The sequence below is a fragment of the Streptomyces sp. JL2001 genome, from assembly GCF_050917515.1.
Taxonomy (GTDB): domain Bacteria; phylum Actinomycetota; class Actinomycetes; order Streptomycetales; family Streptomycetaceae; genus Streptomyces.
Map to the genome: position 1 here is coordinate 1,256,852 of NZ_CP169421.1, position 25,447 is coordinate 1,282,298.

At 73.9% G+C, this 25,447-nt stretch carries 23 protein-coding genes; 15 read left to right on the top strand and 8 right to left on the bottom strand.

What is annotated here, in order from left to right; translation table 11 throughout:
- Window positions 1-3: 3 nt before the first annotated feature.
- From ACE1OA_RS05495 to ACE1OA_RS05515, 5 genes are all read left to right on the top strand, one after another.
- Entirely contained in the window at window positions 4-1,530 is a 1,527-nt protein-coding gene (locus ACE1OA_RS05495) for an AMP-binding protein (RefSeq protein ID WP_432752381.1), read from the top strand.
- Window positions 1,514-2,611: a MupA/Atu3671 family FMN-dependent luciferase-like monooxygenase gene (locus ACE1OA_RS05500; protein WP_432752382.1), complete on the top strand. Its 1,098-nt coding sequence runs from the start codon at window positions 1,514-1,516 to the stop codon at window positions 2,609-2,611. Before ACE1OA_RS05495 ends, ACE1OA_RS05500 begins: the two co-directional genes overlap by 17 nt.
- Window positions 2,604-3,416, top strand: a complete 813-nt coding sequence (locus tag ACE1OA_RS05505; RefSeq protein WP_356600215.1) for a hypothetical protein — start codon at window positions 2,604-2,606, stop codon at window positions 3,414-3,416. Before ACE1OA_RS05500 ends, ACE1OA_RS05505 begins: the two co-directional genes overlap by 8 nt.
- Window positions 3,417-3,506: 90 nt before the next feature.
- A complete protein-coding gene (locus ACE1OA_RS05510) occupies window positions 3,507-5,258 on the top strand; it encodes an amino acid adenylation domain-containing protein (RefSeq protein WP_432752383.1) in 1,752 nt (583 codons plus the stop codon).
- On the top strand, window positions 5,248-6,591 hold the full coding sequence (locus ACE1OA_RS05515; RefSeq protein ID WP_432752384.1) for a condensation domain-containing protein: 1,344 nt from the start codon (window positions 5,248-5,250) through the stop codon (window positions 6,589-6,591). The genes ACE1OA_RS05510 and ACE1OA_RS05515 overlap by 11 nt, the downstream gene beginning before the upstream one ends.
- A gap of 85 nt (window positions 6,592-6,676) precedes the next feature.
- Here ACE1OA_RS05515 and ACE1OA_RS05520 read toward each other — a convergent pair whose 3' ends face one another.
- The 8 genes from ACE1OA_RS05520 to ACE1OA_RS05555 form a co-directional block, all read right to left on the bottom strand.
- A complete protein-coding gene (locus tag ACE1OA_RS05520; protein WP_384866438.1) occupies window positions 6,677-7,519 on the bottom strand; it encodes a metallophosphoesterase family protein in 843 nt (280 codons plus the stop codon).
- On the bottom strand, window positions 7,516-8,295 hold the full coding sequence (locus ACE1OA_RS05525) for a thioesterase II family protein (protein WP_384866436.1): 780 nt from the start codon (window positions 8,293-8,295) through the stop codon (window positions 7,516-7,518). Before ACE1OA_RS05525 ends, ACE1OA_RS05520 begins: the two co-directional genes overlap by 4 nt.
- A 250-nt stretch (window positions 8,296-8,545) precedes the next feature.
- Window positions 8,546-9,526, bottom strand: coding sequence for a quinone oxidoreductase family protein (locus tag ACE1OA_RS05530; protein WP_432752385.1), 981 nt, complete (start codon window positions 9,524-9,526; stop codon window positions 8,546-8,548).
- Between the two features lie 74 nt (window positions 9,527-9,600).
- Window positions 9,601-10,029 (bottom strand): hypothetical protein, encoded by a 429-nt coding sequence (locus ACE1OA_RS05535; protein WP_356779531.1) that lies wholly within the window; start codon window positions 10,027-10,029, stop codon window positions 9,601-9,603.
- A gap of 35 nt (window positions 10,030-10,064) precedes the next feature.
- Window positions 10,065-10,769, bottom strand: a complete 705-nt coding sequence (gene fabG / locus ACE1OA_RS05540; RefSeq protein WP_356600229.1) for a 3-oxoacyl-ACP reductase FabG — start codon at window positions 10,767-10,769, stop codon at window positions 10,065-10,067.
- Entirely contained in the window at window positions 10,766-11,449 is a 684-nt protein-coding gene (locus ACE1OA_RS05545) for an HAD-IA family hydrolase (protein WP_356600231.1), read from the bottom strand. The genes fabG and ACE1OA_RS05545 overlap by 4 nt, the downstream gene beginning before the upstream one ends.
- Window positions 11,446-12,462 (bottom strand): ScbA/BarX family gamma-butyrolactone biosynthesis protein, encoded by a 1,017-nt coding sequence (locus ACE1OA_RS05550; RefSeq protein ID WP_356779529.1) that lies wholly within the window; start codon window positions 12,460-12,462, stop codon window positions 11,446-11,448. Before ACE1OA_RS05550 ends, ACE1OA_RS05545 begins: the two co-directional genes overlap by 4 nt.
- 94 nt (window positions 12,463-12,556) lie before the next feature.
- The gene (locus tag ACE1OA_RS05555) at window positions 12,557-13,543 is read right to left on the bottom strand and encodes a hypothetical protein (protein WP_356779528.1); all 987 of its coding nucleotides are present in this window, start codon (window positions 13,541-13,543) and stop codon (window positions 12,557-12,559) included.
- 293 nt (window positions 13,544-13,836) lie between these two features.
- On the opposite strand from ACE1OA_RS05555, the gene ACE1OA_RS05560 reads away from it, so the two are divergent.
- From ACE1OA_RS05560 to ACE1OA_RS05605, 10 genes are all read left to right on the top strand, one after another.
- Window positions 13,837-14,121 (top strand): acyl carrier protein, encoded by a 285-nt coding sequence (locus ACE1OA_RS05560; protein ID WP_147976850.1) that lies wholly within the window; start codon window positions 13,837-13,839, stop codon window positions 14,119-14,121.
- Entirely contained in the window at window positions 14,114-15,337 is a 1,224-nt protein-coding gene (locus ACE1OA_RS05565) for a beta-ketoacyl-[acyl-carrier-protein] synthase family protein (protein ID WP_386540148.1), read from the top strand. The genes ACE1OA_RS05560 and ACE1OA_RS05565 overlap by 8 nt, the downstream gene beginning before the upstream one ends.
- The gene (locus ACE1OA_RS05570) at window positions 15,334-16,512 is read left to right on the top strand and encodes a beta-ketoacyl synthase N-terminal-like domain-containing protein (RefSeq protein WP_432752386.1); all 1,179 of its coding nucleotides are present in this window, start codon (window positions 15,334-15,336) and stop codon (window positions 16,510-16,512) included. Before ACE1OA_RS05565 ends, ACE1OA_RS05570 begins: the two co-directional genes overlap by 4 nt.
- Entirely contained in the window at window positions 16,509-18,149 is a 1,641-nt protein-coding gene (locus ACE1OA_RS05575) for an FAD-dependent monooxygenase (RefSeq protein WP_356600241.1), read from the top strand. The genes ACE1OA_RS05570 and ACE1OA_RS05575 overlap by 4 nt, the downstream gene beginning before the upstream one ends.
- A 14-nt stretch (window positions 18,150-18,163) precedes the next feature.
- Window positions 18,164-19,747: an MFS transporter gene (locus tag ACE1OA_RS05580; RefSeq protein WP_356779524.1), complete on the top strand. Its 1,584-nt coding sequence runs from the start codon at window positions 18,164-18,166 to the stop codon at window positions 19,745-19,747.
- Window positions 19,748-19,825: 78 nt separating this feature from the next.
- Window positions 19,826-20,545 carry a 4'-phosphopantetheinyl transferase family protein gene (locus tag ACE1OA_RS05585; RefSeq protein ID WP_356600245.1) on the top strand — a complete coding sequence of 240 codons (720 nt, stop codon included), beginning with the start codon at window positions 19,826-19,828 and terminating at the stop codon, window positions 20,543-20,545.
- Window positions 20,546-20,596: 51 nt separating this feature from the next.
- Window positions 20,597-21,742, top strand: a complete 1,146-nt coding sequence (locus ACE1OA_RS05590; protein ID WP_356600247.1) for a sensor histidine kinase — start codon at window positions 20,597-20,599, stop codon at window positions 21,740-21,742.
- Entirely contained in the window at window positions 21,739-22,422 is a 684-nt protein-coding gene (locus ACE1OA_RS05595; RefSeq protein WP_356779523.1) for a response regulator transcription factor, read from the top strand. The genes ACE1OA_RS05590 and ACE1OA_RS05595 overlap by 4 nt, the downstream gene beginning before the upstream one ends.
- A gap of 1,094 nt (window positions 22,423-23,516) precedes the next feature.
- A complete protein-coding gene (locus ACE1OA_RS05600) occupies window positions 23,517-24,533 on the top strand; it encodes an ATP-binding cassette domain-containing protein (RefSeq protein WP_432752387.1) in 1,017 nt (338 codons plus the stop codon).
- The gene (locus tag ACE1OA_RS05605) at window positions 24,530-25,321 is read left to right on the top strand and encodes an ABC transporter permease (protein WP_432752388.1); all 792 of its coding nucleotides are present in this window, start codon (window positions 24,530-24,532) and stop codon (window positions 25,319-25,321) included. Before ACE1OA_RS05600 ends, ACE1OA_RS05605 begins: the two co-directional genes overlap by 4 nt.
- The last annotated feature ends 126 nt before the right edge of the window (window positions 25,322-25,447 follow it).

The following is a 25,447-nucleotide window of genomic DNA, read 5'->3' on the forward strand; positions in this document are numbered from 1 at the left end:
GACGTGACCGAGAGCCTGTACCGGCTGTGCGCCGACAGCGCCGCGCGCCATCCGGACGGCGTCGCCGTCGAGTTCCCCGACGGCTCCCTGACGTACCGCGAGCTGCTCCGCGCCGCGGAGGCGCTCGCGGAGCGCGTACGGGACGCGTACGGCACGGTCTCCCGGGTCGGCCTGTTCGCCGCCCGCGGGCCGTCGGCGTACGCGGGATACCTGGCGGCGCTGCGCCTCGGCGCCGCCGTCGTCCCGCTCCACCCCGGCTTTCCCCCCGCCCGAACCCGCCGGATGTGCGAGCAGGCCCGCCCGGACGTGGTGCTGGCCGACGCGGAGGCGTGGGAGCGCGGCGACGGGAGCTGGGCGGAGGGCGTGCCCGTCCTGGCGCTCACCGCCACCGAGGTGCGGGCGGGGGTGCCGGCGGGGTCGCTCGGCCCGTACCGCCCGGATCCGGACCGGACCGCCTACCTGCTGTTCACCTCGGGGACGACGGGCCGCCCCAAGGGCATCCCGATCCGGCACCGCCAGGCGCTGGCCTTCCTGCGGCAGGCCGCGGCGCGCTACGACGTGGGGCCCGGCTGCCGGATGTCGCACACCTTCGACCTGACCTTCGACCTCTCCGTCTTCGACCTGTTCGTGACCTGGGGCGGCGGCGCGACGCTGGTCGAGCCGGCGCCCGTGGAGTCGTTCTCCCCCGTGGACTACGTGACCGGCCGGCGGCTCACCCACTGGTTCTCCGTGCCCTCGGCGGTCTCGGTGGGCGCGGGGCTCGGGCAGCTGCCCGCCGGACGCGCCACCGGGCTGCGGTACAGCGTCTTCTGCGGTGAACAGCTCACCTACGAGCAGGCGGCCGCGTGGCGGGCCGTGGCCCCGGGGTCCGTCGTCGACAACCTCTACGGCCCCACCGAACTGACCGTCGCCTGCTCGGCGTACCGGCTGCCGCGCGACCCGGCGGCCTGGCCCCGGACCTCCAACGGCACCGTCCCCATCGGCCGGATCCACGACTCGCTGGACCACCTCGTCGACCCGGAGACCGGCGAGCTGTGCGTACGGGGACCCCAGCGGTTCGACGGCTACCTCGACCCGGACGACGACGCGGACCGCTTCCGTGCCGCGACGGCGCAGGACGGGCCGTTCGCCGGGGCGGGGCGGTACTACCGCACGGGCGACCGGGTGCGGTACGAGGACGGCCGGCTGGTGCACCTCGGCCGGCTCGACGACCAGGTGAAGATCCGCGGCTTCCGGGTCGAACTCGGCGAGGTCGAGGCGGCGTTGCGGCGGCTGCCGCAGGTCGACCACTGCGTCGTGGTCGACGTCGCCGCCGGGCACGACGGCGTACGCGAACTCGCCGCCTGCTACACCGGGGCCCCGGTCCCCCGGCGCGACCTGCTGAACTCCCTGCGCGGCACGCTGCCGATCCACCTGGTGCCCCGCCGCTTCCTGCACCGGGAGGCCCTGCCCCTGAACGCGAACGGCAAGGTGGACCGGAACGCGCTCCGGCTGCTCGCCGGAGAGGCCGTCGATGCCGCCCACTCCTGAACCGCCCCCCGCCTCCGACCCCACGGCCCCCATGGACTTCAGCCTCTTCTACTTCGCCAGCGACGACGGCGACGACGACGCCGGCCTCAAGGGCGACCGCTACCGCCTGCTCCTCGACGGGGCGCGCTGGGCCGACACCCACGGCTTCGCCGCCGTCTGGACGCCCGAACGGCACTTCCACTCCTTCGGCGGGCTCTACCCCAACCCGGCCGTGACCGGCGCCGCGGTGGCAGCGGTCACCGAACGGGTGGCGATCCGGGCCGGCAGCGTCGTCGCGCCGCTGCACCATCCGCTGCGCCTCGCCGAGGACTGGTCGGTGGTCGACAACCTCTCCGGCGGCCGGGCCGGGATCTCCTTCGCCTCCGGCTGGCACGCCGCCGACTTCGCGCTGGCCCCCGAGGCGTACGGGAACCGGCGCGCGCTGGCGCTGGACCACGCCGAGGAGGTCCGCAGGCTCTGGCGCGGCGAGGAGCTGACGGTCCGCGACGGCGTCGGCGCCGAGCGCCGGGTGCGGATCCACCCCCGGCCCGTCCAGCCGGAGTTGCCGACCTGGATCACCAGCGCGGGCGGGGTGGAGACCTTCCGGCGGGCCGGCGCCATGGGTGCCGGCGTGCTCACCCATCTGCTGGGCCAGTCGCTCGACGACCTCGCCCGCAAGATCGCCGCCTACCGGACGGCCGCCGGCCCGGACCGCGGTCACGTGGTCGTGATGGTCCACGCCTTCCTCGGCGAGGACGGCGACGCGGTCCGGGAGCTCGTCAGGGAACCGCTCTGCGCCTATCTGCGCGACTCCCTCGGGCTGCTCCTCGGCTCCCGGTTCGAGGGACGGCGCGGCATCGACCCGGCCCGGCTCCGGCCCGACGACGTGGACTTCCTCGTCCGGCGCTCCTTCGACCGGTACTACGACGACGACGCGCTCCTCGGCACCCCCGCAGAGGCCCGCCGCGTGGTGGAGCGGCTGCGCGGCATCGGGGTCGACGAGATCGCCTGCCTGATCGACTTCGGCCTGCCCGCCGAGACCGTCCTCGCCGGTCTCGACCTGCTCGGCGACCTGCGCACCGGAGGCCCGGACCGTGACTGACTTCGAGACCGCCGTCGCCGGGCTCCGGGTGCCCGGGATGGGAACGGAGGCGGTCGCCCCGTTCCTGGCGAACCTGATCCGTCTCACCCGTCCCCGCCGGGTGCTGGAGGTGGGGACTGGCTACACCACCCCGTTCCTCGCCGCCGCCCTCGCCGAGACCGAGGAGCTGGCCGCCCGAGAGTCCGCGGCACTCGCCGCCAAGACCCGGCGGTACCTGGACGACGGCACGCCGCTGGACGACGACTGGCTCCGCGCCGACCCGCCGCTGGCCGCGCCCGCGAGCTATCTGGAGCCGTACCGGCCGGTGTTCGTCGCCGTCGACGACCACTCGATCCCGGAGTCCTCCGCGGGCCGGGTCGCCGAGGTCCTGGCCGCGCTCGGCCTCGCGGAGCGGGTGACGACGGTCGACGCGGCGCTGCGGGACTGCGACGCCGCGCTCCCGCCGGACTTCGCCCCCATCGACCTGGCCTGGGTGGACGCCTGGGACTGCCTGTACTTCCTCGACCACTTCCTCGACCGGGTCAACCCGGACGGCGGCGTGGTCGTCCTGCACTACCTGATGACGTACCCGGAGGGCGAGGCCATCCTGCGGTACCTCGCCGGGCTCCAGCGCGCCCGTCCGGGAGAGCTGGAGGTGCTGAACCTCCTCGAACCCCACAAGCTGCGCCAGAACAGCGTCACCATGATCCGCCGTTCGGTCGGCCCGCATCCCCGGTACGCGGGACCCGGTGGCCGCATCCGGTACGACGGCGCCCTCCGGGAGTCGGCCCGCGACCAGGCCGGGACCGGGAGTCCCCCGCCCTGACCGCCGGCCCGGTCCCTTCGGCCGCCTTCCCTCGCTTCCCTCCGACGCATTCCCCTTCCCCGTCCCTCCGAAGGAACTGGAGACACCGCCTTGGGCATCCTGCGGGGCCCCCTCACGCCCTACCCGGCCGACGCGACCCTGACCGAGCTCTTCGCCGCCCAGGCGAAGGCGCGCCCCGAGGCCGTCGCGGTCGTCGACGGCGAGCACTCCCTCACGTACGCCGAGCTGGACGCGCGCTCCGACCGGCTCGCGCTCCTGCTGCACGACCGGGGCGTGACCGCCGAGGCGCGGGTGGGTGTGCTCCTCGACCGTGGCCACGCACTGGTCACGGCCGTCCTCGCCGTGCTGAAGGCGGGCGGCGCCTACGTCCCCGTCAGCCCCGGGTACCCGAGGGAGCGGCAGCGGCGGATGCTCGACGACGCGGAGGCGTCGGTGGTGGTCACGCCCGAGGACGTCGCGGCGGCGACCGCGGCCACCGGCGCCGCTCCGCTCCCGCCGGTGGCCGTCGGGCCGCGCTCGCTCGCGTACGTGCTCTTCACCTCCGGCTCGACCGGCCGGCCGAAGGGCGTGATGGTCGAGCACCGGTCGGTGCTGCGGCTGGTCCTCGACACCGACTACGTCGCGCTCGGCCCGGACGTGCGGATGGCGCAGGTGGCCGACTCCTCCTTCGACGCCTTCACGTTCGAGCTGTGGGGGGCGCTGCTGCACGGCGGCACGCTCTGTGTCGTCCCGACCGAGACGGTCCTGGACCCGGGCGCCCTGGGCCGGGCGCTGGCCGAGCACCGGATCACGACGATGTTCCTCACCTCTCCGCTGTTCACGGCCGTGATGGCCGACCGGCCGGACAGCTTCGGCGGGCTGCGCACCCTGCTGGTGGGCGGCGACGTCGTCGGGCCCGCCCCGGCCCGCCGGCTGCTCGCCAACGCCCCGGCCGACCGGCCGGAGGTGCTGGTGAACGGCTACGGGCCGACCGAGACCACGACGTTCGCCGTCTGCGGGCCGATCGAGTCGGTACCCGAGGACGCCGTGTCGATCCCTCTCGGCCGGCCCATCGCGAACACCTCCTGCTACGTCCTCGACGCGTCGCTCGCCCCGGTGGCCGAGGGCGGGACGGGCGAACTCTTCGTCGGCGGTCCGGGCGTGGCCCGGGGATACGCGGGGCAGCCCGAGCAGACCCGGGAGCGGTTCCTGCCCGACCCCTTCGCCGAGGAGGAAGGGGCCCGCATGTACCGCACCGGCGACCTGGTGCGCGCGGGCGCCGACGGGGTGATCACCTTCCTGGGCCGGGCCGACGACCAGGTCAAGATCCGCGGCTACCGGGTGGAACCGGGCGAGGTGGAGGCCGCGCTGGGGCTCCATCCCGACCTGCGGCAGGCCGCCGTCGTCGTGGACGAGTCCACCGGCGAACGCCGTCTGGTGGCGCACGTCGTCCCCGCCGTGCCCGGTGCGGAGCCCGAAGGGCTGCGGGAGTTCCTCGCCGGGCGGCTGCCCGAGTGGATGGTGCCGGCCGCCTTCGCGGTCCGCGCCGACCTCCCCCTGGCGCCGAGCGGCAAGGTCGACCGGGCGGCGCTGCCGCCGGTCGCCGCGGAGGCCCTGGACACGGGGGCGGTGGCACCGCGCACCGAGCTGGAACGGGAGATCGCCGGCATCACCGCCGACCTGCTGGGGCTCGCCTCCGTGGGCGTCACGGACGACTTCTTCGCGCTGGGCGGCCACTCGCTGCTCGCGATGCGCCTGGTGGCGCGGATCAACGACCGGTTCTCCGCGGAGGTCCCGCTGGGCGAGTTCCTCTACGACCCGACCGTGGACCGCCTGGCCGCCGAGGTGGCCCGTGGCCGGTGACCATCCGGTCTCGCGCGCGCAGAAGGGGCTGTGGATCCTCGACCGGTTCCACCCCGGCTCGCCGGCGTACGCGGTGCCGCTGCTGCACCGGATCGAGGGCGAGCCGGACGTCGCCGCCCTGGAGTGGTCGCTGGGCGAGGTGGTCCGCCGGCACGAGGTGCTGCGCACCGTGTTCCGGCTCCGGGCGGGCGCCCCGCGCCAGACGGTGCGGCCCGCGGAGCCGGTCCGGATCCCGGTCCTGGACGTCTCGGCCCACCCCGATCCCGCGGCCGAGGCGGAGCGGCTCGCCTCGGCCGAGGTCCGACGGCCGTTCGACCTGGCGGCCGATCCGATGATCCGGGCCCTGCTGATCCGGCAGGGCCCGCGTCGGCACCTGCTCTGCCTGACCTTGCATCACATCGCGTGCGACGGCTGGTCGGTGCAGATCCTCCAGCGGGAACTGTCCGCCGGCTACCGGGCCTTCGGGAAGGGTACGGAGGCGCTTCCGGAGCCGCCTGCGGAGCAGTACGTCGCGTTCGCCACGCACCAGGCCGAGCGTCTCGCGGACCTCTCGGGCCATCCGGCGCTCGACCACTGGCGGCGCCGGCTCGCGGACGTTCCGGCGCCCGCGACCGTACCCGGCGACCGGCCGCGTCCGCCCGTGTGGGACTTCTCCGGCGCCCATGTGCGCTTCGACGTGGACCCGTCGGCGGCGGAGCGGGCCGGGCTGCTGGCCCGTGCCTGCCGGGCGACACCGTACGCGGTCTTCCTCGCCGCCTTCGCCCTGGTGGCCGCCGCCCGGCGGGGCTGCCCCGAGGCGGTGATCGGCTCGCCCGTCACGCACCGGCGCACGGAGGGCCACCACCGGATGATCGGCATGTTCGTGAACACCGTCGTGCAGCGGGTCGCCGTGCCGCCGGAGGCGACGTTCCGGGATGTGGTGCTCGGCGCGCGGGACGAGAGCCGGAGCGCCCTCGCTCACGGGGAGCTGCCCTTCGAGACGGTGGTCGACGAGCTGAACCCGGTGCGGGATCCGGGCTTCAACCCGCTCTACCAGCTGATGCTCACGTACCAGGAGGGCGGACCGGCCGGACTGGAGCTGCCGGGCTGCTCCGTCACCACGGAGTACGGCGACACCGCGACGGCCAAGCACGACCTCTCGCTGTCCCTCACCCGGGCGGAAGGGCGCTGCACCGGGCGGCTGGAGTACAGCACGAAGCTGTTCGAGGAGGCGACGGCGCGGCGGATCTCCGAGGAGTTCCGCGCCGTGCTCACGGCCGGCGTCGGTGATCCGCGGCGCACCGTCGGGGAGCTGCGGCGGACGGTGGCGGAGCCGGCGCGGCCACTGGGCTGAGATGCCGCCCCGTACGCGCGGCGGCGGCCCGTCCGGTTCCGGGGACTTCCGAGGGGCCCGGGAGCCGGACGGGGCCGCGCCCGGGTCATCCCGGTGGTGCCTCCGGCAGGATCTGCCGCAGCCCGACACGGGGATGGCCCTCCCGGCGCCACTCTCGCGGGTAGCCGACGGAGACCTCCTCGAAGCGCACGCCGTCGTGCCAGGTCGTCCGGGGGATGTGGAGGTGCCCGTAGACGACCGCGCGGGCCCGGTAGCGGCGGTGCCAGTCGGCCGTCCGCACGGTGCCGCACCACTGCGCGAAGTCCGGGTACCGCAGGATCCGGGTGGGGTCGCGGACCAGGGGGAAGTGGTTGACCAGCACGGTCGGAAGCTCCGGGTCGCAGGCGTCGAGGCGCCGTTCGGTCAGGTGGACCCTGGCCTCGCACCACGCGTCCCGGCTCGGATGGGGGTCGGGGTGGAGGAAGTACTCGTCCGTGCAGACGATGCCGTTCTCCCGGGCCATGGCCAGGGACTGTTCCTTGGTCCCGGCGCCGGGCACGCGGAAGGTGTAGTCGTAGAGGACGAAGAGCGGGGCCACGGTGACCGGCCCGCCGGGGCCGTCCCACACCGCGTACGGATCCTCCGGGGTGAGGACGCCCAGCCCCTGGCACAGGGCGACGAGGTGCTCGTAGCGCCGCACACCGCGCAGCCGCAGGGGGTCCTGACGGGGTGTCCACAGCTCGTGGTTCCCCGGGGCCCACACCACCCGGGCGAACCGGGCGCTCAGCGTCGCCAGGGCCCACTCGATGTCCTCGGACAGCTCGCCGACGTCGCCGGCGACGAGGAGCCAGTCGTCGTCGGCCCCGGGCCGGAGGCCCTCCACGAGCTTGCGGTTGTCCGCGTGCGCCACGTGCAGGTCGCTGATGGCGAGCAGCCGGCCCCCGTTCACGCCGCTCCCGTCCCGAACCGGGGGCTGCGGAGGTTCCTCAGGTGGGCGGCGACCAGCCCGGCCACGTCCGCGGTGTGCGTGTCGAGGTAGAAGTGCCCGCCGGGGAAGCTCCGCAGCTCGAACGCCCCGGTGGTGTGCTCCCGCCACGCCTGGGCCTCGTCCCACGTCACCTGCGGGTCCTGGTCGCCGGTGAGCATCACGACGGGGCAGGTCAGGGGCGGTCCCGATGCGTACCGGTAGGCCGCGACGGCCCGGTAGTCGCCGCGGAGCGGGGGCAGCACGAAGTCGCGGACCGCGGGCTCGTCGAGCAGCGGGAGCGGGGCCTCGTTCAGCTTCCGCACGGCGGCCACCAGTTCGTCGTCGGAGCGCGGACGGACCTCCCCGGGTCGGGTGAGGCGGGGCGCGCGTCGGCCCGAGACGAAGAGCGCGGTCAGGGTGCCCCCGTCGCCCTCCAGCCGCCGGGCGACCTCGAAGCTCAGGAGCGCGCCCATGCTGTGCCCGAAGAAGGCCAGCGGGCGGTCGGTCCAGGGGCGGATCTCCGCGAGGACGAGGTCCGCCAGCTCGGCCAGGTCGTCGACGCACGGCTCCCGGCGCCGGTCCTGCCGCCCCGGGTACTGGACGGCGAGGACCTCCGCCTCGCCGGACAGCTGCCGCGCCATGCGGTGGTAGTAGCTCGCCGCGCCGCCCGCGTGGGGGAAGCACACGAGGCGGACGGGGGCGTCCGACGGGAGGAGCCGTCGGATCCATGCCCCGGCGTCCCGGCGGGTCTCTGTCATCGTTCGTCACCCTTCTCTCGCGGCCCCGCGGCGGGTCCGGCCGTGGCGGCCCGGACACGAGGGGGTGTCTTCCCTGCGGAGCACCGGACGGCTCCCCCGCGGGCCCCGGAATCCCGGCCGCGCTCCGTGCCTTCCGCCGGCGCGCCGGCCTCGGGCCCGGCCGGTCCGCCCCCTCCCGGCATCCTTGCGCACGCCCGACCGACGCGCCGGGAAACAGGAGCGGTTCGGCCGTGGCCCGGGGGCGGCGTGCTCACGGGACGAGTACCACGCGGCCCAGGCTCCGTCGCTGTTCCAGGAGTTCGTGGGCGCGGGCCGCCTCGGCGAGCGGGATCCGGGCGTGGACCACCGGGCGCACCGAGCCGTCCGTGACCATGCGGACGAGGTCCCGTACCGCCTGCTCGGCCTGCTCCGGCCGGTGCCGGAGCACCACGGGCATGCTGAAGCCCATGACCTGGCGCATGCCGAGGAGGTCCAGGACGGGGATGTCCGGATGCTCGGCGTCTCCGCCCGACCCGCCGAAGGAGACGAGCCGTCCGTACGGGGCCAGGAGCCGGACGTCGTCGAGGAGACGCTTGCCTCCGATGCCGTTGAGGGCGATGTCGACGCCCCCGCCCCCGGTGGCCGCCGCGACCCGCTCGGGCCAGTCGGGGAGGGAGTAGTCGACGGCTTCGTCCACGCCCAGCGCGCGGACGAAGTCCAGCTTGGCCGCGGAGCCCGCGGTGGCGATCACCCGGCCCGCGCCCAGCGCCCTGGCCGCCTGGACGGCCAGGTGGCCGACGGCGCCGGCGCCGGCGTGGACGAGGACGGTCTCGCCGGCCGCGAGCCGGGCGGTGCGCAGCAGGTTGACCGCGACGCGGCCGGGGCCGCCGAGGAGCGTCGCCTCGGCGAAGTCGATGCCGGGCGGCAGCGGCAGGACGCGGTCGGCGGGCGCGGCCACGTGGTCGGCGTAGGCGTTCGGCGCCTTCCACACGACCACGCGGGTGCCGGGCGTGACGTCCTCGACCTCGGCGCCGACCCGGACGACGGTGCCGGCGACGTCGGTCGAGGGGCAGTACGGCAGGGGGGTCGCGCCGAGGGGGAAGGTGCCGCCGCGGCGCTGTACGTCGGCGTGGTCCACGCCGATCGCCGCGGACCGGACGAGCACGTCGCGCGGCCCGACGGCCGGGAGTTCGGACTCCTCGGTACGCAGGACCCCGGGTGGGCCGTATTCGTGATGGCGGACGATGCGCACGCCGGTTCCTTTCCGCGGTTCGACGACGGGGAGTTGGGGGGCGGGTCCGTGGGACGGACCCCGGGAGAGACGGCTCAGCACCCGGGCTGGGCGGGGCCGTTCCGTGCGGTGAGTTCCCGCAGGCGGACGCAGGTGTCCCACACGTCGGTGTGGAGGGTGTGCATCGGGCACAGGACGAGCTCGGTCCGGCCGAGGTCCGGATGGCTGAAGGTCAGCCGGCCGGCCTCCTCCCTGAGCCGGACGCCGTGGGGCCGCAGCCATGACTCGTGGAGGGTCCGCGCGACGTGCCGGAGCCGTCCGCCCTTGCCCTGGGCGGCCACCGCGAGCTGGCCGGCCAGCCGTTCGGCGGCGCGACAGCCCGCGCCGCCGCAGTCCGCGGGTCCCGGCTCCTCGGCCAGGGGCATCCACCGGTCGAGGATCTCGAGGTCCTCCCGGGAAGGCCCGGAGCGGGGTGTGCAGTCGACGGTGACGGCGGGGCGTCCCTCCCCACCAGTACGGTGCACGCCGATCTCTCCCATCCTCGATCAGGGGGTCGGGGTCAGTGCCCCATGCCGATGCCACCGCTGACCGGGACGACGGCGCCGGTCACGAAGGCCGCCTCCTCACTGGCCAGGAATCGCACCACCGCGGCGACCTCCTGGGCCGTTCCGGTGCGCCTGAGCGGGGTGTTGGCGATGAGTTCGGCCCGCCGCCGGTCCGTGACGTGCTGGATCATGTCGGTCTCGATGAGCCCCGGGGTCACCACGTTCGCGGTGATGTTGCGGCTGCCGAGCTCCCAGGCCAGCGAGCGGGCGAGGCCCACGAGGCCGCTCTTGGAGGCCGCGTAGTTGGTCTGGCCGGGCGAGCCGAGGGTGCCCATCACGGAGGACATGAAGACCAGCCGGCCCCACCGTTTGCGCAGCATCCCGCCGGTGGCGTGCTTGGCCAGCCGGAAGGCCCCGAGGACGTTGGTGTCGATCACGTCGCGGAAGTCGGCCTCGCTCATCATCGGCAGGAGGCCGTCGCGGGTGATGCCCGCGTTGGCGACGAGGACCTGGACGGGGCCGTACTGCGCCTCGACCTCGGCCACGGCCCGCTTGACGGACTCCTCGTCGGTGACGTCGCAGGCGACGCCGAACAGGCCCTCGGGCGGCTCGCCGGTGCGGTAGGTCACCGCCACCTTGTCACCGGCCTCGGTGAAGGCGCGGGCCACGGCGAGGCCGATGCCCCGGTTGCCTCCGCTGATCAGAACGGTGCGGCTCATGTCGGAATCCCTTCGGTGTGCGTGGCGACCACCGGGCCGGCCTGCGGGAGCCCGCAGGCCTCCCGGACCGCGCGCACGGCGTCGTCGGTGTCGGTGAAGTGCAGTCCGTGCCAGCCGGCGCGGACCGCTCCCTCGCAGTTCTCGGCGAGGTCGTCGGCGAGGAGGCTCCGCTCCGCGGGGATCCCCGAGCGGTCGACGGCCAGGTCGAAGACCGCCCGGTCCGGCTTGCGGCAGCCGGTCTCGAACGACATCACGAGGGCGTCGAAGTCCTCCGGCGGCACCATCAGGCGCCAGTACCGGTCCCAGCCGGGCGGCATGTTCGACAGCAGTCCCACGAAGATCCCGGCGGCCCGCAGCCGCCGCAGCTCGTCGATCCAGGGCTGGTTGACGCGGCGGTCGGCGAACCAGCGTTCCGCGAAGCCCGACATGTCGGCCCTGACGCCGAACTCGTCGAGCAGCGCGGCCTCGACCTGCCGTCCCCACTCCTCCTCGGTGGCCAGCGGGGTGTCGAGCACCTCCATGGAGCCGGCGCCGTACGCCCTGCCGACCGTGCGCATCGCCGCGTGGAGCAGCCGCGGTTCGAGGCCGAGCGGTCCGCAGAAGGACTCCACCGCCCAGGGCAGGGGCGGGGTGAGGACACCGCGAAAGTCCGTCCACACCGCCTGGACGCGGCCGGTCACGCGGCGCTCTCCGCCGGCCCCGCGACCGGGGCGGCGGGCTCCTCGTGGAGCCGGATCGACGCGGTGGCGACAGTGCGGCCCGACTGCTCGAAGACGATGTCCAGCGTGTCCTTCCCGCCCTGCGGCATCTCGGCGCTGAGCACGACGGGAGCGTCGAGTTCGGCGAACCGGAGGAAGGCCGCGTCGACGCCCGCCACATGGGTCCGGTTCAGCGGCCTGCCGCCCCAGTAGGCGGCCAGCAGACCGAGCTGACGGGCCCCTTCGAGCAGGGTCATGGCCGGGAAGTGGTCGTACTCGTGGTCGAAGAGGCTGCGGTTGTCGAAGTCGGGGACGAGCTGCGCCGTCAGGCGCCCCTCCTCGAAGGCGGGCGAGGCGAGGACGACGTTGCCGCGCGAGGAGCGGCCGACCTGCTCGGGGGCGAGGACCGTCGAGCGGTCGGGACGCGGCACCTCACGGGTGGAGGGTGCCACGCCGCCGCGCTGGTACGTCCGCAGCGCCGCGTACTCGGTCTTGGTCAGGGCACTGACCTGCATGGACGCCAGGCCCACGGGCCGTCCGTTGAAGGTCAGTTCCTGGGCGACGCCGACCTTGCGGGCGCGGTCGGCCTTCATCCGCACGGTGGGGTACTCGGTGAGGAGCTGGAGCTCGCCCGGGTCGCTGCCGGTGCGCAGCGCCTCGGGGTGGTCGAGCTGCACGGACACCTCGTTGACGAGGAAGGAGGTGTCCATGGGGATGTCGAGGAAGGTGTGGGCCGCGCACACCGCCGCCTGCCGGCACGCCTCCAGGACCAGGAGCACGTCGGTGAGGGCGGGCTGCTGGAGGTGGTCGTTGTAGTAGCCGTGCGACAGCGGGGTCTGGGCGCCGGCGAGGTACACGGAGTCGCCGATCTGCCGGGCGTCGGTGACGAACACCTCGGCCACGGCGGCGCGGTGCACCAGGTGCCGGTCGACGGTGTGCGCGAAACGTATGTGGAAGGCGGGTTCGGCGGTCGTGGCCGCGAGGGTCTCGGACATGTAGGGGTTCTCTCTCCGTGCTTCGTGGGGTCGGGCGCCCGGCCGGGTGACGGCCTTCGGCGGCGCGGGCGCGGGGCCGGCCGAGGTGCGGTCCTCAGCGGCGTACGCGCAGGGCCGCGGCGGAGGCGACGGCGCCGGCCAGGACCACCAGGCCCGTGGCGGCGAGGGTGGCGGTGTCCGGGTGGATCAGGGCCTGGCCGCGGAGCGCCTGCCAGGTGACGATCGCCAGCAGTCCGGTCCAGAAGGCGCCCAGGACGATGACGAGCCGGGCGCGGGCGGACTCGTCGGCGAGCGGTGAGCCGGGGCGCCGGCGGGCGAGCGCGCCGAGGCCGAGGGCCGCCAGCGGCAGCACCTGCAGCGCGTGGATGCCGACGAAGTGCGGGATGCGCAGGTCACCGCCCTGCGTGCTCCAGTTGGTCAGCGGCATGCCGGCACCGCCGTCTGCCACACCGACGTTGTGCGCGCCGACGAGGGTCGGCAGTCCGGCGTCGAGGGCCTGCTGCTGTTCGGCGGTGGGCGTGTTCATCAGCATGCCGAGCGCCATGCCGACGACGGCGAGCGCGAGGCCCAGGCGTACCGCCCAGCGCAGCGCGGGGGCGAGCGAGCGGTCGCGCAGTACCAGGATCGCGGCGACGAAGTTGGAGGTCCACAGCACGATCACGGCGACGGTCATGCTGTGCATGAACGCGGTGTTCACCGGCGTGGTCATGTTGAAGTGGCTGTAGGTGCCGCGTCCCGCCTGCACGGAGATGATGAACGCCTCCGCGAAGGAACTCACGGCGATCAGGGTGCCGGCCCACCAGGCGGCGCGCGGGAAGCGCTCGATGCGCGGGAGCAGCCAGGCGAGGGTCGCTCCGTAGACGGCGAGCGAGAAGGCGAAGTGCAGCGGCTTCAGCCAGATCGGCGCGCCGTTGAGGACCCGGTCGTCGGCGGCCACGCCGATCAGGGTGGCCAGGGTGAGGACTCCCATCGACAGGGAGAAGACGGCCAGGGGCCGGTGCACGGTCGGACGTGCCGTGGCGGGTTCGGCCCGGGACGTCCCCGGATCCGCTCCGGTACGGGGGCTGGTTGCTGAGGGCATGGGATTCCCTTTCTCGGCCACGCCTCTCGGGGCGTCTGCGGGAATCAGCATGGGCGGCTTTCGAGGCCCTCCTCAACGGCCGTACCACCAAGGGGCACGGCACTGCCTCCAAAGTGACATCGAGAGGTAGTCACCCCGTCCCACCAGGCATTCCCCCATCGACACAGCGGCCTTGCCACTTGCGGCGCACCGACCGGCGCCTTGGGAGCAAAAGCCTTCTGACGGCGGCCGTGACCTGCCAGATTCCTCATCACTGGCCGGCGGTGGTCGTCGGCCCAGGAGGGGAATCCACCATGTCGAACAACGCTGTCGCTCTCACGTCCGACGAGATCCTGGCGCGCATCCAGGTCATCGTCGCCGAGGAACTGGAGCTCGAGGAGGAGCCCACGGCCCTCGATCCGGCGGCCCAGTTCGTCGAGGACTTCGACGCGGACTCGCTCGCGCTGATCCAGATACTCGCCCGCATAGACAAGGAGCTCGGCATCTCCGTCCCGGTCGAGGAGGCCGAGAAGCTCACCGACCTGGGCACCCTGGCCGGCCACGTCGTCGCCCTGGCCGCGGGGACCGAGCGTGCCTGAACCCACCGCACGCCGCGTCGTGGTGACCGGGCTCGGCGCGGTGAGCAGTCTCGGCATGAGTGCCGAGGCCCTCACCGCGTCGGTCCGGGAGGGCCGCAGCGGCATCTCCCCGATCCGTTCGTTCGACACGGCCGGCTTTCCCAGCGTGATGGCCGGCGAGGTGCACGACTTCGATCCGCGTGCCGCGCTGCGGACGCTCGACCCGGCGCGCTGGGGCCGTTCCGCCCAGCTCGCGGCGGCCGCCGCGGCCCAGGCCGTCGAGGACGCCGGCCTGGACCGGGAGCAGCTGGCCCGGGCCCGCGCCGGCTCCGCCATGGGCACCACCAGCGGTGAGGCCCCGGTCGTGGACCGGCTCACGCAGGAGTGGGTGGTCGGTGGTCTCAAGAGCCTGTCGCCCGACCTGGTCCGCCAGGTGCCGGCCGGCCGGATCGCCGCCGCCGTCAACACCGAGCTGGGTCTCACCGGCGAGGCACAGACGCTTCCCACGGCCTGCTCGGCCAGCAACTACGCCATCGGCTACGCGGCCGACCTGGTGCGCACCGGCGAGGCCGACTACATGCTGGCCGGCGGCGCCGACTCGGTGAACCGCTACACCCACGCGGGCTTCCTGCGTCTGGGGGCGCTCGCCGAGGAGGTGTGCCGACCGTTCGACAAGGACCGCACCGGCATCCTGACCGCCGAAGGCGGTGTGGCGCTGCTGCTGGAACCGCTGGAGCGGGCCGTGGCCCGCGGCGCCACGATCTACGCGGAGGTGCTCGGGTACGGGCTCAGCTGCGACGCGAAGCACATGGTGCACCCGGACTCCGGAAGCATCGCCGAGTGCGTCCGCAGGGCGCACCGCAACGCGGGCGTCACCCCGGACCAGGTGGACTACATCAGCGCCCACGGCACCGGCACCCCGACCAACGACATCACCGAGGTCACCGCGATCCGCGAGGTCTTCGGCGACCGGCTCCCGCCGGTCAGCTCCGTGAAGTCGATGCTCGGTCACACCATGGGCGCGGCCAGCGGCTTCGGGGCGCTGATCTGCTGCAAGGCGATCCAGCAGGGGTTCCTGCCGCCCACGGCGAACCTGCGCGAGACGGACGCGGCGCTCGGCCCGGGGCTCGACCCCGTCCCGAACAAGGCCCGTCCCGCCGAGGTCCGCATCGCGCAGAACCACGGCTTCGCGTTCGGCGGCAACAACGCCATCACCATCCTCGGGAAGGTGTCATGACGACCACTCTCGCGTCCACGACGGACGTCGCGGCGGCCGCGCCGCTCCCCCGTGTCCGGCCGCTGGCCGTCACCGCCCACGGTGTCGTCTCGCCGGCCGGTGTCGGGCTCGACGCGCTCGCAGAGGCGCTGCGCGGCGAACGGCAGCCGTGCGCCGACGGAGCCGAGCTCCCGCTCGGCGAGGCGGCGGCCGACGGTCTGCCCGACGCCGTGCGGGTGGTCCCCGAGTTCCGCATCGCGGACCACGTGGGCCGCAAGGGCACCCGCCATCTGGACCGTACGACCGCGCTCGGGCTGGCCGCCGCCGCGGTGCTGCGCTCGGGCGCGGCCGTCGCGGAGGGCGATCCCGCGTGGGCGGCGACCGGGGTGGTGCTGGGCACCACCTCGGGCAGCGTCCGCAGCAGCAGCGAGTTCGCCCGGGACACCCACGTCCAGGATCGCCCGTACCTGGTGAACGCCGCCGCGTTCCCCAACACGGTGATGAACTCGGTCACCGGCCAGGTAGCGATCTGGCACGGTCTGCGGGGCATCAACGCGACGCTGTCCGGCGGGACCACGGCCGCGCTGGCCGCGTTCCGGTACGCGCGCAACGCCCTCTCGCAGGGTCACGCCGCCCGGCTGCTGGTCGGCGGGGTCGAGGAGCTGTGCCCGCAGACCGCGTGGGGCTGGGCGGCCACGGGCGCCCTCACCCGGGACACCCCGGTCGGGGAGGGCTGCGCCCTGTTCGACCTCCAGGACGCCGAGGCCGCGCACGCGGCGGGCACGCCGGTACTGGCCGAGATCCTGGCCTGCGAGACGGCGTTCGTCCCGGAGGGTGTCCGTCCGGGGCTCGGCGGCGCGCTCGCGCAGTGCGTCACCCGGGCGCTGGAGCGCAGCGGCGTCGAGGCGTCCGAGGTCACCCTGGTGGCTCCCGGCGGTACCGGCCTCGTCTCCCTGGAGGGTGTGGAGCGGCGCGCCGTGGCACGTGCCCTGGGCGGTCGTGAGGTCGCCGAGGTCCGGGTCAAGGACGTCGTGGGCGAGGCGTACAGCGCGGACGGCGCCCTGCAGCTGGCCGCGGTGCTGGCGCGCTGGCGGGACGAGCCGGCCGCCGGCGGCCGACGGGTCGCGCTGGTCACCGGTCTCGGGCACGACGGTCAGGTCGCCTGCCTCGTGGTGCGCGACGGAGCCGGGCGATGAGCGCCGGAACGGCCGCCGACGGCGTCATCGTCGTCGGCGCCGGGCCGGTCGGGCTCGCCGCCGCGACGGGGCTGCTCCAGCAGGGCGTGGCGGTCCGCCTGATCGACCGGGCGGAGCGGCCCAACCCGCACGCCAAGGCGATCACGCTGTGGCCGCGGGCGCTGGAGGCGCTGCACCGGCTCGGCGCGGCGGACGAGATCCTGGACCGGGGTCTCCCGCTGCACGCGCAGAACTACCACTCGGCCGGGAAGAAGGTCGCCCGGCTCACCTTCGACCGGGTCGGCGACACCCGCTTCCCGTTCGCGGTCTCGCTGCCCCAGCAGGAGACCGAGGAGGCGCTGCGTCACCGGTTCGAGGCGCTCGGCGGCAAGACCGAGTTCGGCGTCCGGCTCACGTCGCTGAGCCAGGACGCGGACGGGGTCACCGCCGTGCTCTCGGGCGGGAAGGCCGGCGAGACCGGCGAGGAGGTGCGCGCCGCCTGGCTGATCGGTGCCGACGGCGCCCACAGCACCGTCCGCGACGCGATCGGCACGGGCTACGAGGGCGAGACGTACCCGCAGCAGTTCCTGCTGTCGGACGGGCCCTGCGACACCCCGCTCGCGCAGGACGAGGCCCACTACTTCATGACGGCCAAGGGCGTCCTGGTCGTGGTGGGTCTGCCGGGCGGCAACTTCCGGGTGTTCACCAGCCTGCCGCCGGACGCCGAGATCGCCGAGGACGTCCGGTCCGAGGTGCAGCGCGCGGCGTCGGAGCGCTGCCCGGTGCCGATCGAGCTGACCGGCGAGCACCGGACCGGTGTCTTCCGGGTGCACCGGAAGGTCGCCGACCGGTTCCGTGACCGCCGGGTGCTGCTGGCCGGGGACGCGGCGCACATCCACAGTCCGGCGGGCGGTCAGGGTCTGAACACCGGCATCGAGGACGGCACGACACTGGCGTGGCGGCTCGCCGCGGTGGTGCGCGGTGACGCGCCCGAGTCCTTCCTCGACCGCTGGGAGGACGAGCGGCGGCAGGTCGCCCGCGGCGTCCTCGGCGACACCGACCTGCAGACGCGGCTGTGGATGATGAAGGGCTGGAAGCGCACCGTGCGCGACGCGGCCCTCCGGGCCGGCGAACGCACCGGGATCCTCGACCGGTTCGTGACCCCGCGCCAGACCCAGCTGTCGCTGGTCCACGCCGGCCCCCGCCGCTCCTTCGGGCGGCTGCGCGAGGGGGCCCGGCTGCCCGACGTCCCCCTCTCCGCCGCCCGGCCGGCGGACCGGCTGCCCGGCGACCGGCTGCACGACCTGCTGGCGGACGGCCGGCCGCTGCTGCTGGTGCTCGCCGCGGACGGCCGTGACGCGGGCCGCACCGCCGAGGCCGTCGCCGCGGCCTCGGCGCTGGCCGGCCCCGGTCACCGGACCGTGGTCGTCTCCGGCGTCCCCCGGCCCCGTTCGGAGGACCGGCCGGCGGGCGGTCCGCAGGTACTGGCCGACCCGGGCGGCGCCCTCCATGCCGCGCTGGGCGTCCGCGGGCCGCTCGCCTGCCTGGTCCGGCCCGACGCGGTGGTCTCGACGGTCAGCCGGCTGGGCGACCTGCGCCTGGTCCGCGATCTCGTGACCCGTCCCCACCCGCACCCCGTACAGGATCCGCTCGACTGAAGGAGCACGACCTCATGTCCACCCCCGACGCCCGGCCCGCTGCCGGGAACCGTACGGGACTCACCCTGCTCGTGGTGTGTCTCGGCGTACTGATCGTGCCGCTCGGAGTGAGCGGCACCCCCGTCGCCCTCCCCGACATCGGGCGCGAACTCGGCGGCAGCCTGGCCTCCTTGCAGTGGGTGGTCAACGCCTACAACGTCATGGCGGCCAGTCTGATGATGGTCGCGGGTTCGCTCGCCGACCTGCTGGGCCGCAAGCGGATGTTCGCGTTCGGCACCGGGCTGTACGCGGTGTCGCTCGTCGCGACCGTGCTGGCGCCCAGCGTCCTGGTCGTCGACATCGCCCGTGGTGTGGCCGGTGTCGGCGCCGCCGCGCTGATGACGTCGGCCACCGCGATCGTGGCCACCACCTTCGACGGCGCCGCCCGTGCCAAGGCGTTCGCCGTGGCCGGCATGACGCTCGGCGCCGGTCTCGCTCTCGGCCCGACGACCAGCGGTCTGCTGGTCGGCGCGCTCGGCTGGGAGTCGGTGTTCTACGCGCACCTCGCGCTCGTGGTCCTGTCGATGCTGGGCCTCCCCTTCCTGCCGGAGTCCCGCAACCCCGACGCCGGACGGATCGACTGGCCCGGCACGATCACCTTCAGCCTGGCGCTGGTCCTGTTCACCCTGGGCATCATCCAGGGCCCGCAGAACGGCTGGCTGAGCGGCACCGTGCTCGGCCTGTTCGCCGGTTCGCTCGTGCTGGTCGCGGTCTTCGCCGTGGTCGAACGGCGCCACCCGGCGCCGATGTTCGACCTCTCCCTCTTCAAGGAGCGCCGCTTCCTCGCGGTGAACCTGCTCAACGTCGCGTTCTCGTTCGGCTTCATCGGCCTGCTGCTCGTGCTGCCCGCCTATCTGATCGGCGCGAACGGGGCGAGCAGCGAGGGCGCCGGTCTGATCATGCTGCTGCTGACCGGGCCCGTGCTGTTCTGCCCGCTCATCGGCGGCAAGATGGTCGCGGCCGGTGTGCAGGTGCGGGTCGTGCTGGGACTCGGCCTGCTCCTGATCGCCGCGGGCTGCGCGTGGCTGACGGTCGCCCACCCCGGCATCAGCGTGGCCGGTCTCGCCGGTCCGCTGCTCGTCGCGGGCGTCGGCGTGGGCCTGATCATGGGTGTCCTGGACGGCGCGGCGGTCAGCACGGTGCCGCCGGAGCGCGCGGGCATGGCGGCCGGCATGTTCAACACCATCCGCCTCGCCAGCGAGGCCATCGCGGCCGTGATCATGGTCGCGGCGCTGGCCTCCATGGTCCGTTCCCGGATCTCCGACGGGCTGTCCACGTACCTCGGTTCCGGCACCTCGGCCGGTTCGGCTGCCGACCGGGTGGCCAGTGGTGACGCGGCCGGTGTGGTCGCGGACGCGCCGGCACGGCTGCGGGACTCGTTCCTGGACTTCCTGTCGCAGGGGCACACGGACGCGCTGCGCGTCATCCTGTGGGCCTCCGCGGTCCTGTGCGCGCTCACCGCGGTCGTGGTCCATCTCATGCTCACCGAGCCCAAGGAGGCCGCTCCGGCCGGCTCCGCCCCCGTGGAGTCGCGCGAGCCCTCCCTCGTCGACGACTGATCCGTCGCCCCCTCCCAGCCGGGTCCCCGCCGTATACGTGCGGCGGGGACCCGGCCGGCGTCGAAAGGAAAGCCAGGCATGATCGACCCCGACACCGTCGACCTGTGGGTCGTCCCGCTCGACGACACCACCCCCGGCACCCACGAGGACCGCGCGGGAGAGCTCAGCCCGTACGAGCGGCAGCGGATGCAGCGGCTGGGCGAGCGCAACCCGAAGGCCCGCCACCGGTATCTGACGGCCCATCTCGCCTCGCGCGACATCGTCTCGGGCTACCTGGGCTGCCGGCCGGCCGATCTCACCCACGTCCGTCACGCCCAGCACGGCAAGCCCGGCTACAACCTGGGCTGGTGCCCCGGGCCGGCGATCAGTCTGTCGCGTTCCGACGGACTCGCCCTCCTCGCGGTGCGTGCTCCGGGCGCCACGGTCGGGGTGGACGTCGAACGGATCCGGGCCGGCATCGACTGGGCCCGGGTGCTCGGCGGTCCGCAGCGCGAGACCGCCTCGGGTTTCCGTGCCTGGACCCGGCTGGAGGCCTCGGTGAAGGCGTCGGGTCTGGGGCTCTCCGCCGCCGCGGGCCGGGACCTCTCCCCCTGGCCCGCCCTGTCGGTGACGCTTCCTCACCCTTTCGGGGACTACGCCGCCGCGGTGGCCACGGACCGCGCCGATCGATTCCGGGCACGGATCCGTCTGCGCCACCACGCGGTATCCACCGCCGACCTGACAAATTTCGCCGATTCCGCAGGCCACCGGACGATAATGCCTCGTTACATATTGAATTCTGACCGATCTTCAGCCTGATTGGTTCGCGTAGACTCCCTCTCGGCAACACAAGGGGGAAGGGTTCCAGCCATGGCACAGACACAGCAGGACGAGATCATCGGTTCGGCGGCACGCCAGCTCGAGATCAGACTGGCCGCCGGCAGAGAAGAAATCATCGACCGCTTCCGCGAATCCCTCATCAGCGTCTCCAGCCCTCTCGTCTCCACCGACGAGCTCTGGAGCGAGGCGCGGGAACACGCGCGGCTCGTGCTCGAGGAGTGCTGCGAGTCCCTGCGGAACGACACCGACGAGTCGACGGTTCGAGCCAACATGGCGCTGAGCCTGTCGGTGGGTCTGAGCACCCGCGGCATCCTGCAGACGGTGCATCCCGCGGACACGCTGCGCTCGTCCGGCCTGCTGTTCCAGATCACCCTGCAGTACCTGATCGGTGCCGCCGCGGACCTGCCGATGGAGCAGTCGTCCGAGTGTCTCGGCCGCGCCGTGTCGGCCCTCAACCACAGCCTCGCGACCTGCCTCCAGGTCTCGGCCGCGGGCTACGACGCGTACCTCCTCAACCGGGTGGAGGAGCGCGCCAGCGACCACCGCAAGCGGCTCGGCCGCGACCTCCACGACCACCTGGGCAACAGCCTGGCGATGGCCCACCGCTATCTCGACCTGCACGAACTCGCCGTGGAGCAGAACCAGCCGGCCGAGCAGAGCGGCCGCTTCCTGCGCCGGATCAGGCAGGCGCTGGACGAGGCCGGCGACTACACCCGGGGCCTGATCTCCGACCTGCGGGTCGACAACGGCTCCCGCCGCCTGGCCGAGGCCCTGCGGGAGTACGCCGAGCAGCACCAGTCGACCGGTGTGGAGCTGCACATCGAGGTGAACGGCGACGAGAGCTGGCTGCCCGAGGCGCACGCGGAGGAGCTGTTCCTGGTCCTGCGCGAGTTCCTGCGCAACTCGCTGACGCACGCCAGGCCCCGGACGGTCGCCCTCGAAGTGGACGTCGCCCCGCACCGGGTGGACTGCTTCGCCCACGACGACGGGGACGGCTTCGACCCCTCGTGTACACCCGGCGGGCGCGGCAGCGGCCTGATGTCCATGCGGGAGCGGACCCACGCGCTGGACGGCGTGTTCTTCCTCACCAGTACGCCCGGGGTGGGCACCGGCATGCGCATGTCGCTGCCGATCCCCCAGGACGCGAAGCCCGTCCGGGAGCGGGTCACTTCATGAGTCAGTACCGCGTCATCATCGCCGACGACCACACCCTGCTCAGGGACGCGCTGGCCGAACTCATCCGCGGCATGGGCGACTTCGACGTCGTCGCGGCCGTCGGAGACGCGCCCGGCATGGTGGCCGCGGTCGGCGGGCACCGCCCCGACGTCGTCCTGATGGACATCGAGATGCCGGGCAACGAGGACCCGGCACGCACGGTCCGCGCCCTCCAGGCCGCCTCGCCGAACACCAAGATCATGGTGCTCTCGATGCACGACGACCCCAGGCTCCTCCAGGTGCTGCTGCCGTTGGGCATCCGCGGCTACCTGCACAAGACGGCCACCCACCGCTCGCTGACGGCCGCGCTGCGGGACGCGTGCACGCAGGACGGGCTGACGGTGTCCCTGCCGCCGCGCACCCGCCCGGCGCCGGACCCCGAGCCGGAGCCCGACCGCGAGGTGCTCAGCCCGCGCGAACTGGAGGTGATCGCCCTGGTGGCGGCGGGCCTCAGTAATCGCCGCACGGCGACCCAACTGGGCCTTACAGAAGGCACGGTGAAGCGCCATTTGCGCAATATCTTTGCGAAACTCGGGGCGACTTCCCGGGTGGACGCGACGAACAAGGCGGTGGCGGCCGGCCTGATTCCCGCACCGGCGACGACTCCGTCCTCGTCGCGGACGCGTCCCTCTCCGCTCTGAGGCGCAAGCGAATTTCAGAGAATGGACATCTGACGGATCTTCCCGCGTCTTTTCACCGGAATACGCGTCTTGCGATGTCACCGTCCTGACGTCGCGAAGATCACATATGCGCGCCGCGGGCGCGCGTCGTTCCTCGGTCGGCCGCCGATGGGGTCTCCCGTACCGTCCGACCGGGCGTTCCGCCGAGAACACCGCGCCCGACCGGGCGTTCGCCGTGGACACCGCGTCGGACCGCGACCGGACCGCTCTCCCGGTGACCGGCCGGCCGCGGGCCGGCGACGCGCCGGCACCCTTCCCTGTCCGGCGCCTCCGGCCGTTCCCTCCGGCCCGCCGCGGCACCCCGTGCGGCGCGAGGCGCCTGTCGGCCGCCACACCCTCCGCGTCCCGCCGGGCACGCGCCCCTGGCTGTCGGGCGCCACGGGCAGCCACGCCGGGCGCCGTGGCGCGCCCCCGAGAGGGAGCCGCCGCCCCTCGAAGCCGGTCGGGCACGCGAGACGGAGCCGGAGCCCCCGGGAAGCGGACCACACCCTCGCGGCACCACGAGGACACCATCAGGTGCCACATGGCGCCACAACTACTTGCCATGGCGCCATGACGGTGCCACTATGGCGCACATGAACCTGACGCCTTACGTCGACCGCCTCCGGCATGAGCTCGCGGTCGCCGCGAACGCCGGTGGGACGAGGCACGCGCCGTCGCCCAACGACCCGCCGCACCCGTGGACTCGGCCGCCCAGGTGATCCTCTTGAACGCCTTCTCCACCGCAGCGGACGAACTCACCCAGGCGTCGGCACCGACCGTGCGGAGCGTGCGACCGCGAGGGATCGACACCGAGTCCACGGTGACGGCGCAGCCGACCCCCGCGCCCTCCGTCAGGATCTCCGCCGGAGCGGCAGCCCCCGTGGCGCCACTTCTGGCGCCGGTGGCGCCATTCCCGCCGGACGGCGAAGAGGGCGGAACGGCACGGAACAGCTGCCGGCTCCCGGCGTCCTGAGACGCCCCCCTGACGGCCCCTCACGCACGACCGCCCCACCCTCACCAGCGACCGCCCCACCTGCGGAAACACTCTCCAGAGCCACGAAGACGGGACACCCATGCCTGCGTACGAATCCCCCGAACCCCTGACGGAGCGGCGCACCGCCCGGGCCGTCGCCGCGGCCGCGCCCGCCGTCTCCGCCTTCGGTCTGCGCAAGTCGTACGGCGACAAGGTCGTCCTGGACGGCATCGACCTGGACATCCCCGAGGGCACCGTCTTCGCCCTGCTGGGTCCCAACGGGGCCGGCAAGACCACCACCGTCGAGATCCTGACGACGCTCGTCGCACCCGACGCCGGGGAGGCGCGGGTCGCCGGTCACGACCTCGCCCGGCGGCCCGAGGGCGTCCGCGGCGCGATCGGTGTCACCGGCCAGTTCGCCGCCGTCGACCAGCTCCTCACCGCCGAGGAGAACCTGCTCCTCATGGCCGACCTCCACCACCTGCCGCGGCCCGAGGGCCGGCGCCGCGCGGCCGGTCTCCTGCGGCGGTTCGAACTCTCCGAGGCGGCCCGCATGCCGGCCTCCGCTCTCTCCGGCGGCATGCGCCGCAAGCTCGACCTGGCGATGACCCTGGTCGGCGACCCGCGGATCCTCTTCCTCGACGAGCCGACCACGGGCCTCGACCCCCGCAGCCGCCGCACCATGTGGGAGATCATCCGCGGACTCGTCGCCGACGACGGCATCACCGTCTTCCTCACCACGCAGTACCTGGAGGAAGCCGACCGGCTCGCCGACCGCATCGCCGTCCTCGACCAGGGCCGGCTGGTCGCCGAGGGAACCGCGGACGAGCTCAAGCGGCTCATCCCCGGCGGCCACATCCGCCTGCGCTTCCCGGACCTCGCCGCACTCGACGGCGCGGCCCGCCACTTCGCCGCCGCCGCCCGCGACCCCGAGGAGCTCACGCTCCGCGTCCCCGGCGACGGCGGCATCCCCGCCCTGCGGGCCGTCCTTGCCGTGCTGGACGGCGCGGGGCTGCGGGCCGAGTCGCTGACGGTGCACACACCCGACCTCGACGACGTCTTCCTGACCCTCACCGGCCACGGCACGCCCGGCACCACCACGGAGATGACCCGATGAGCACCCTCACCTACGCCGTCGCCGACTCCCTGACGATGCTGGGGCGCAACCTCAAGCACGCGCTCCGCTATCCCGCGATGACCTTCTCCGTCGTGCTCATGCCGGTGATGATGCTGCTGCTCTTCACCTACGCCTTCGGCGGCGCCATCGGCGCCGGGATCTCCGGTGCTCCCACCGGTGGCGGCGCGTACATCGACTACGTCGCGCCCGGCATCATCCTGATGGCCGCGACCGGCGGGGCCGTGATGACGGCCGTCGGCGTCTGCGTCGACAAGACCGAGGGCATCGTCAACCGCTTCCGCACGATGTCGATCTCGCGCGCCGCGTTCCTGACCGGACACGTCGTCGGCAGCCTGGTCCAGACGATGCTGGGTGTCGTCCTGGTGACCGCCGTCGCCCTCGCCATCGGTTTCCGCCCCGACGCCTCCCTCGTCGAGTGGCTCGCCGCGGCCGGTCTGCTGGCCCTGCTCACGCTCGCGCTGACCTGGTTGTCGGCCGGCGTCGGCCTGGTGGCCAAGACCCCGGAGTCGGCGAGCAACCTGCCGCTTCCGGTGACCTTCCTCCCCTTCCTGGGCAGCGCCATCGTGCCGACCGACTCGATGCCGACAGGGCTGCGCCTCTTCGCCGACCACCAGCCGTTCACGCCCGTCATCGAGACCCTGCGCGGCCTCCTGACCGGTACCGGGATCGGCACCAGCGGATATGTCTCGCTCGCCTGGTGCACCGGCCTCGGCCTCGTCGGCTATGTGTGGGCGCGTTCCGCCTTCGGCCGCCCCGTGAAGCCGTGAAGCCGTTCAGCCGGGAAGCCGTGAGACGCCGTCGGCCTCGCTCACCGACCCGCCCCTTCCCCGACGGCACCCCGCGAAGACCTGCGCGACCGCCTCCTGCGGACGCCGCCGCCACGCCCCACGACC

Coding starts and splice junctions, on each gene's coding strand:
- ACE1OA_RS05580 (WP_356779524.1), top strand. CDS start 18,164: ATGTCCACCCCCGACGCCCGGCCCGCTGCCGGGAACCGTACGGGACTC.
- ACE1OA_RS05560 (WP_147976850.1), top strand. CDS start 13,837: ATGTCGAACAACGCTGTCGCTCTCACGTCCGACGAGATCCTGGCGCGC.
- ACE1OA_RS05590 (WP_356600247.1), top strand. CDS start 20,597: ATGGCACAGACACAGCAGGACGAGATCATCGGTTCGGCGGCACGCCAG.
- ACE1OA_RS05555 (WP_356779528.1), bottom strand. CDS start 13,543: ATGCCCTCAGCAACCAGCCCCCGTACCGGAGCGGATCCGGGGACGTCC.
- ACE1OA_RS05595 (WP_356779523.1), top strand. CDS start 21,739: ATGAGTCAGTACCGCGTCATCATCGCCGACGACCACACCCTGCTCAGG.
- ACE1OA_RS05600 (WP_432752387.1), top strand. CDS start 23,517: ATGCCTGCGTACGAATCCCCCGAACCCCTGACGGAGCGGCGCACCGCC.
- ACE1OA_RS05605 (WP_432752388.1), top strand. CDS start 24,530: ATGAGCACCCTCACCTACGCCGTCGCCGACTCCCTGACGATGCTGGGG.
- ACE1OA_RS05585 (WP_356600245.1), top strand. CDS start 19,826: ATGATCGACCCCGACACCGTCGACCTGTGGGTCGTCCCGCTCGACGAC.
- ACE1OA_RS05550 (WP_356779529.1), bottom strand. CDS start 12,462: ATGTCCGAGACCCTCGCGGCCACGACCGCCGAACCCGCCTTCCACATA.
- ACE1OA_RS05525 (WP_384866436.1), bottom strand. CDS start 8,295: ATGACAGAGACCCGCCGGGACGCCGGGGCATGGATCCGACGGCTCCTC.
- ACE1OA_RS05500 (WP_432752382.1), top strand. CDS start 1,514: ATGCCGCCCACTCCTGAACCGCCCCCCGCCTCCGACCCCACGGCCCCC.
- ACE1OA_RS05570 (WP_432752386.1), top strand. CDS start 15,334: ATGACGACCACTCTCGCGTCCACGACGGACGTCGCGGCGGCCGCGCCG.
- ACE1OA_RS05575 (WP_356600241.1), top strand. CDS start 16,509: ATGAGCGCCGGAACGGCCGCCGACGGCGTCATCGTCGTCGGCGCCGGG.
- fabG (WP_356600229.1), bottom strand. CDS start 10,769: ATGAGCCGCACCGTTCTGATCAGCGGAGGCAACCGGGGCATCGGCCTC.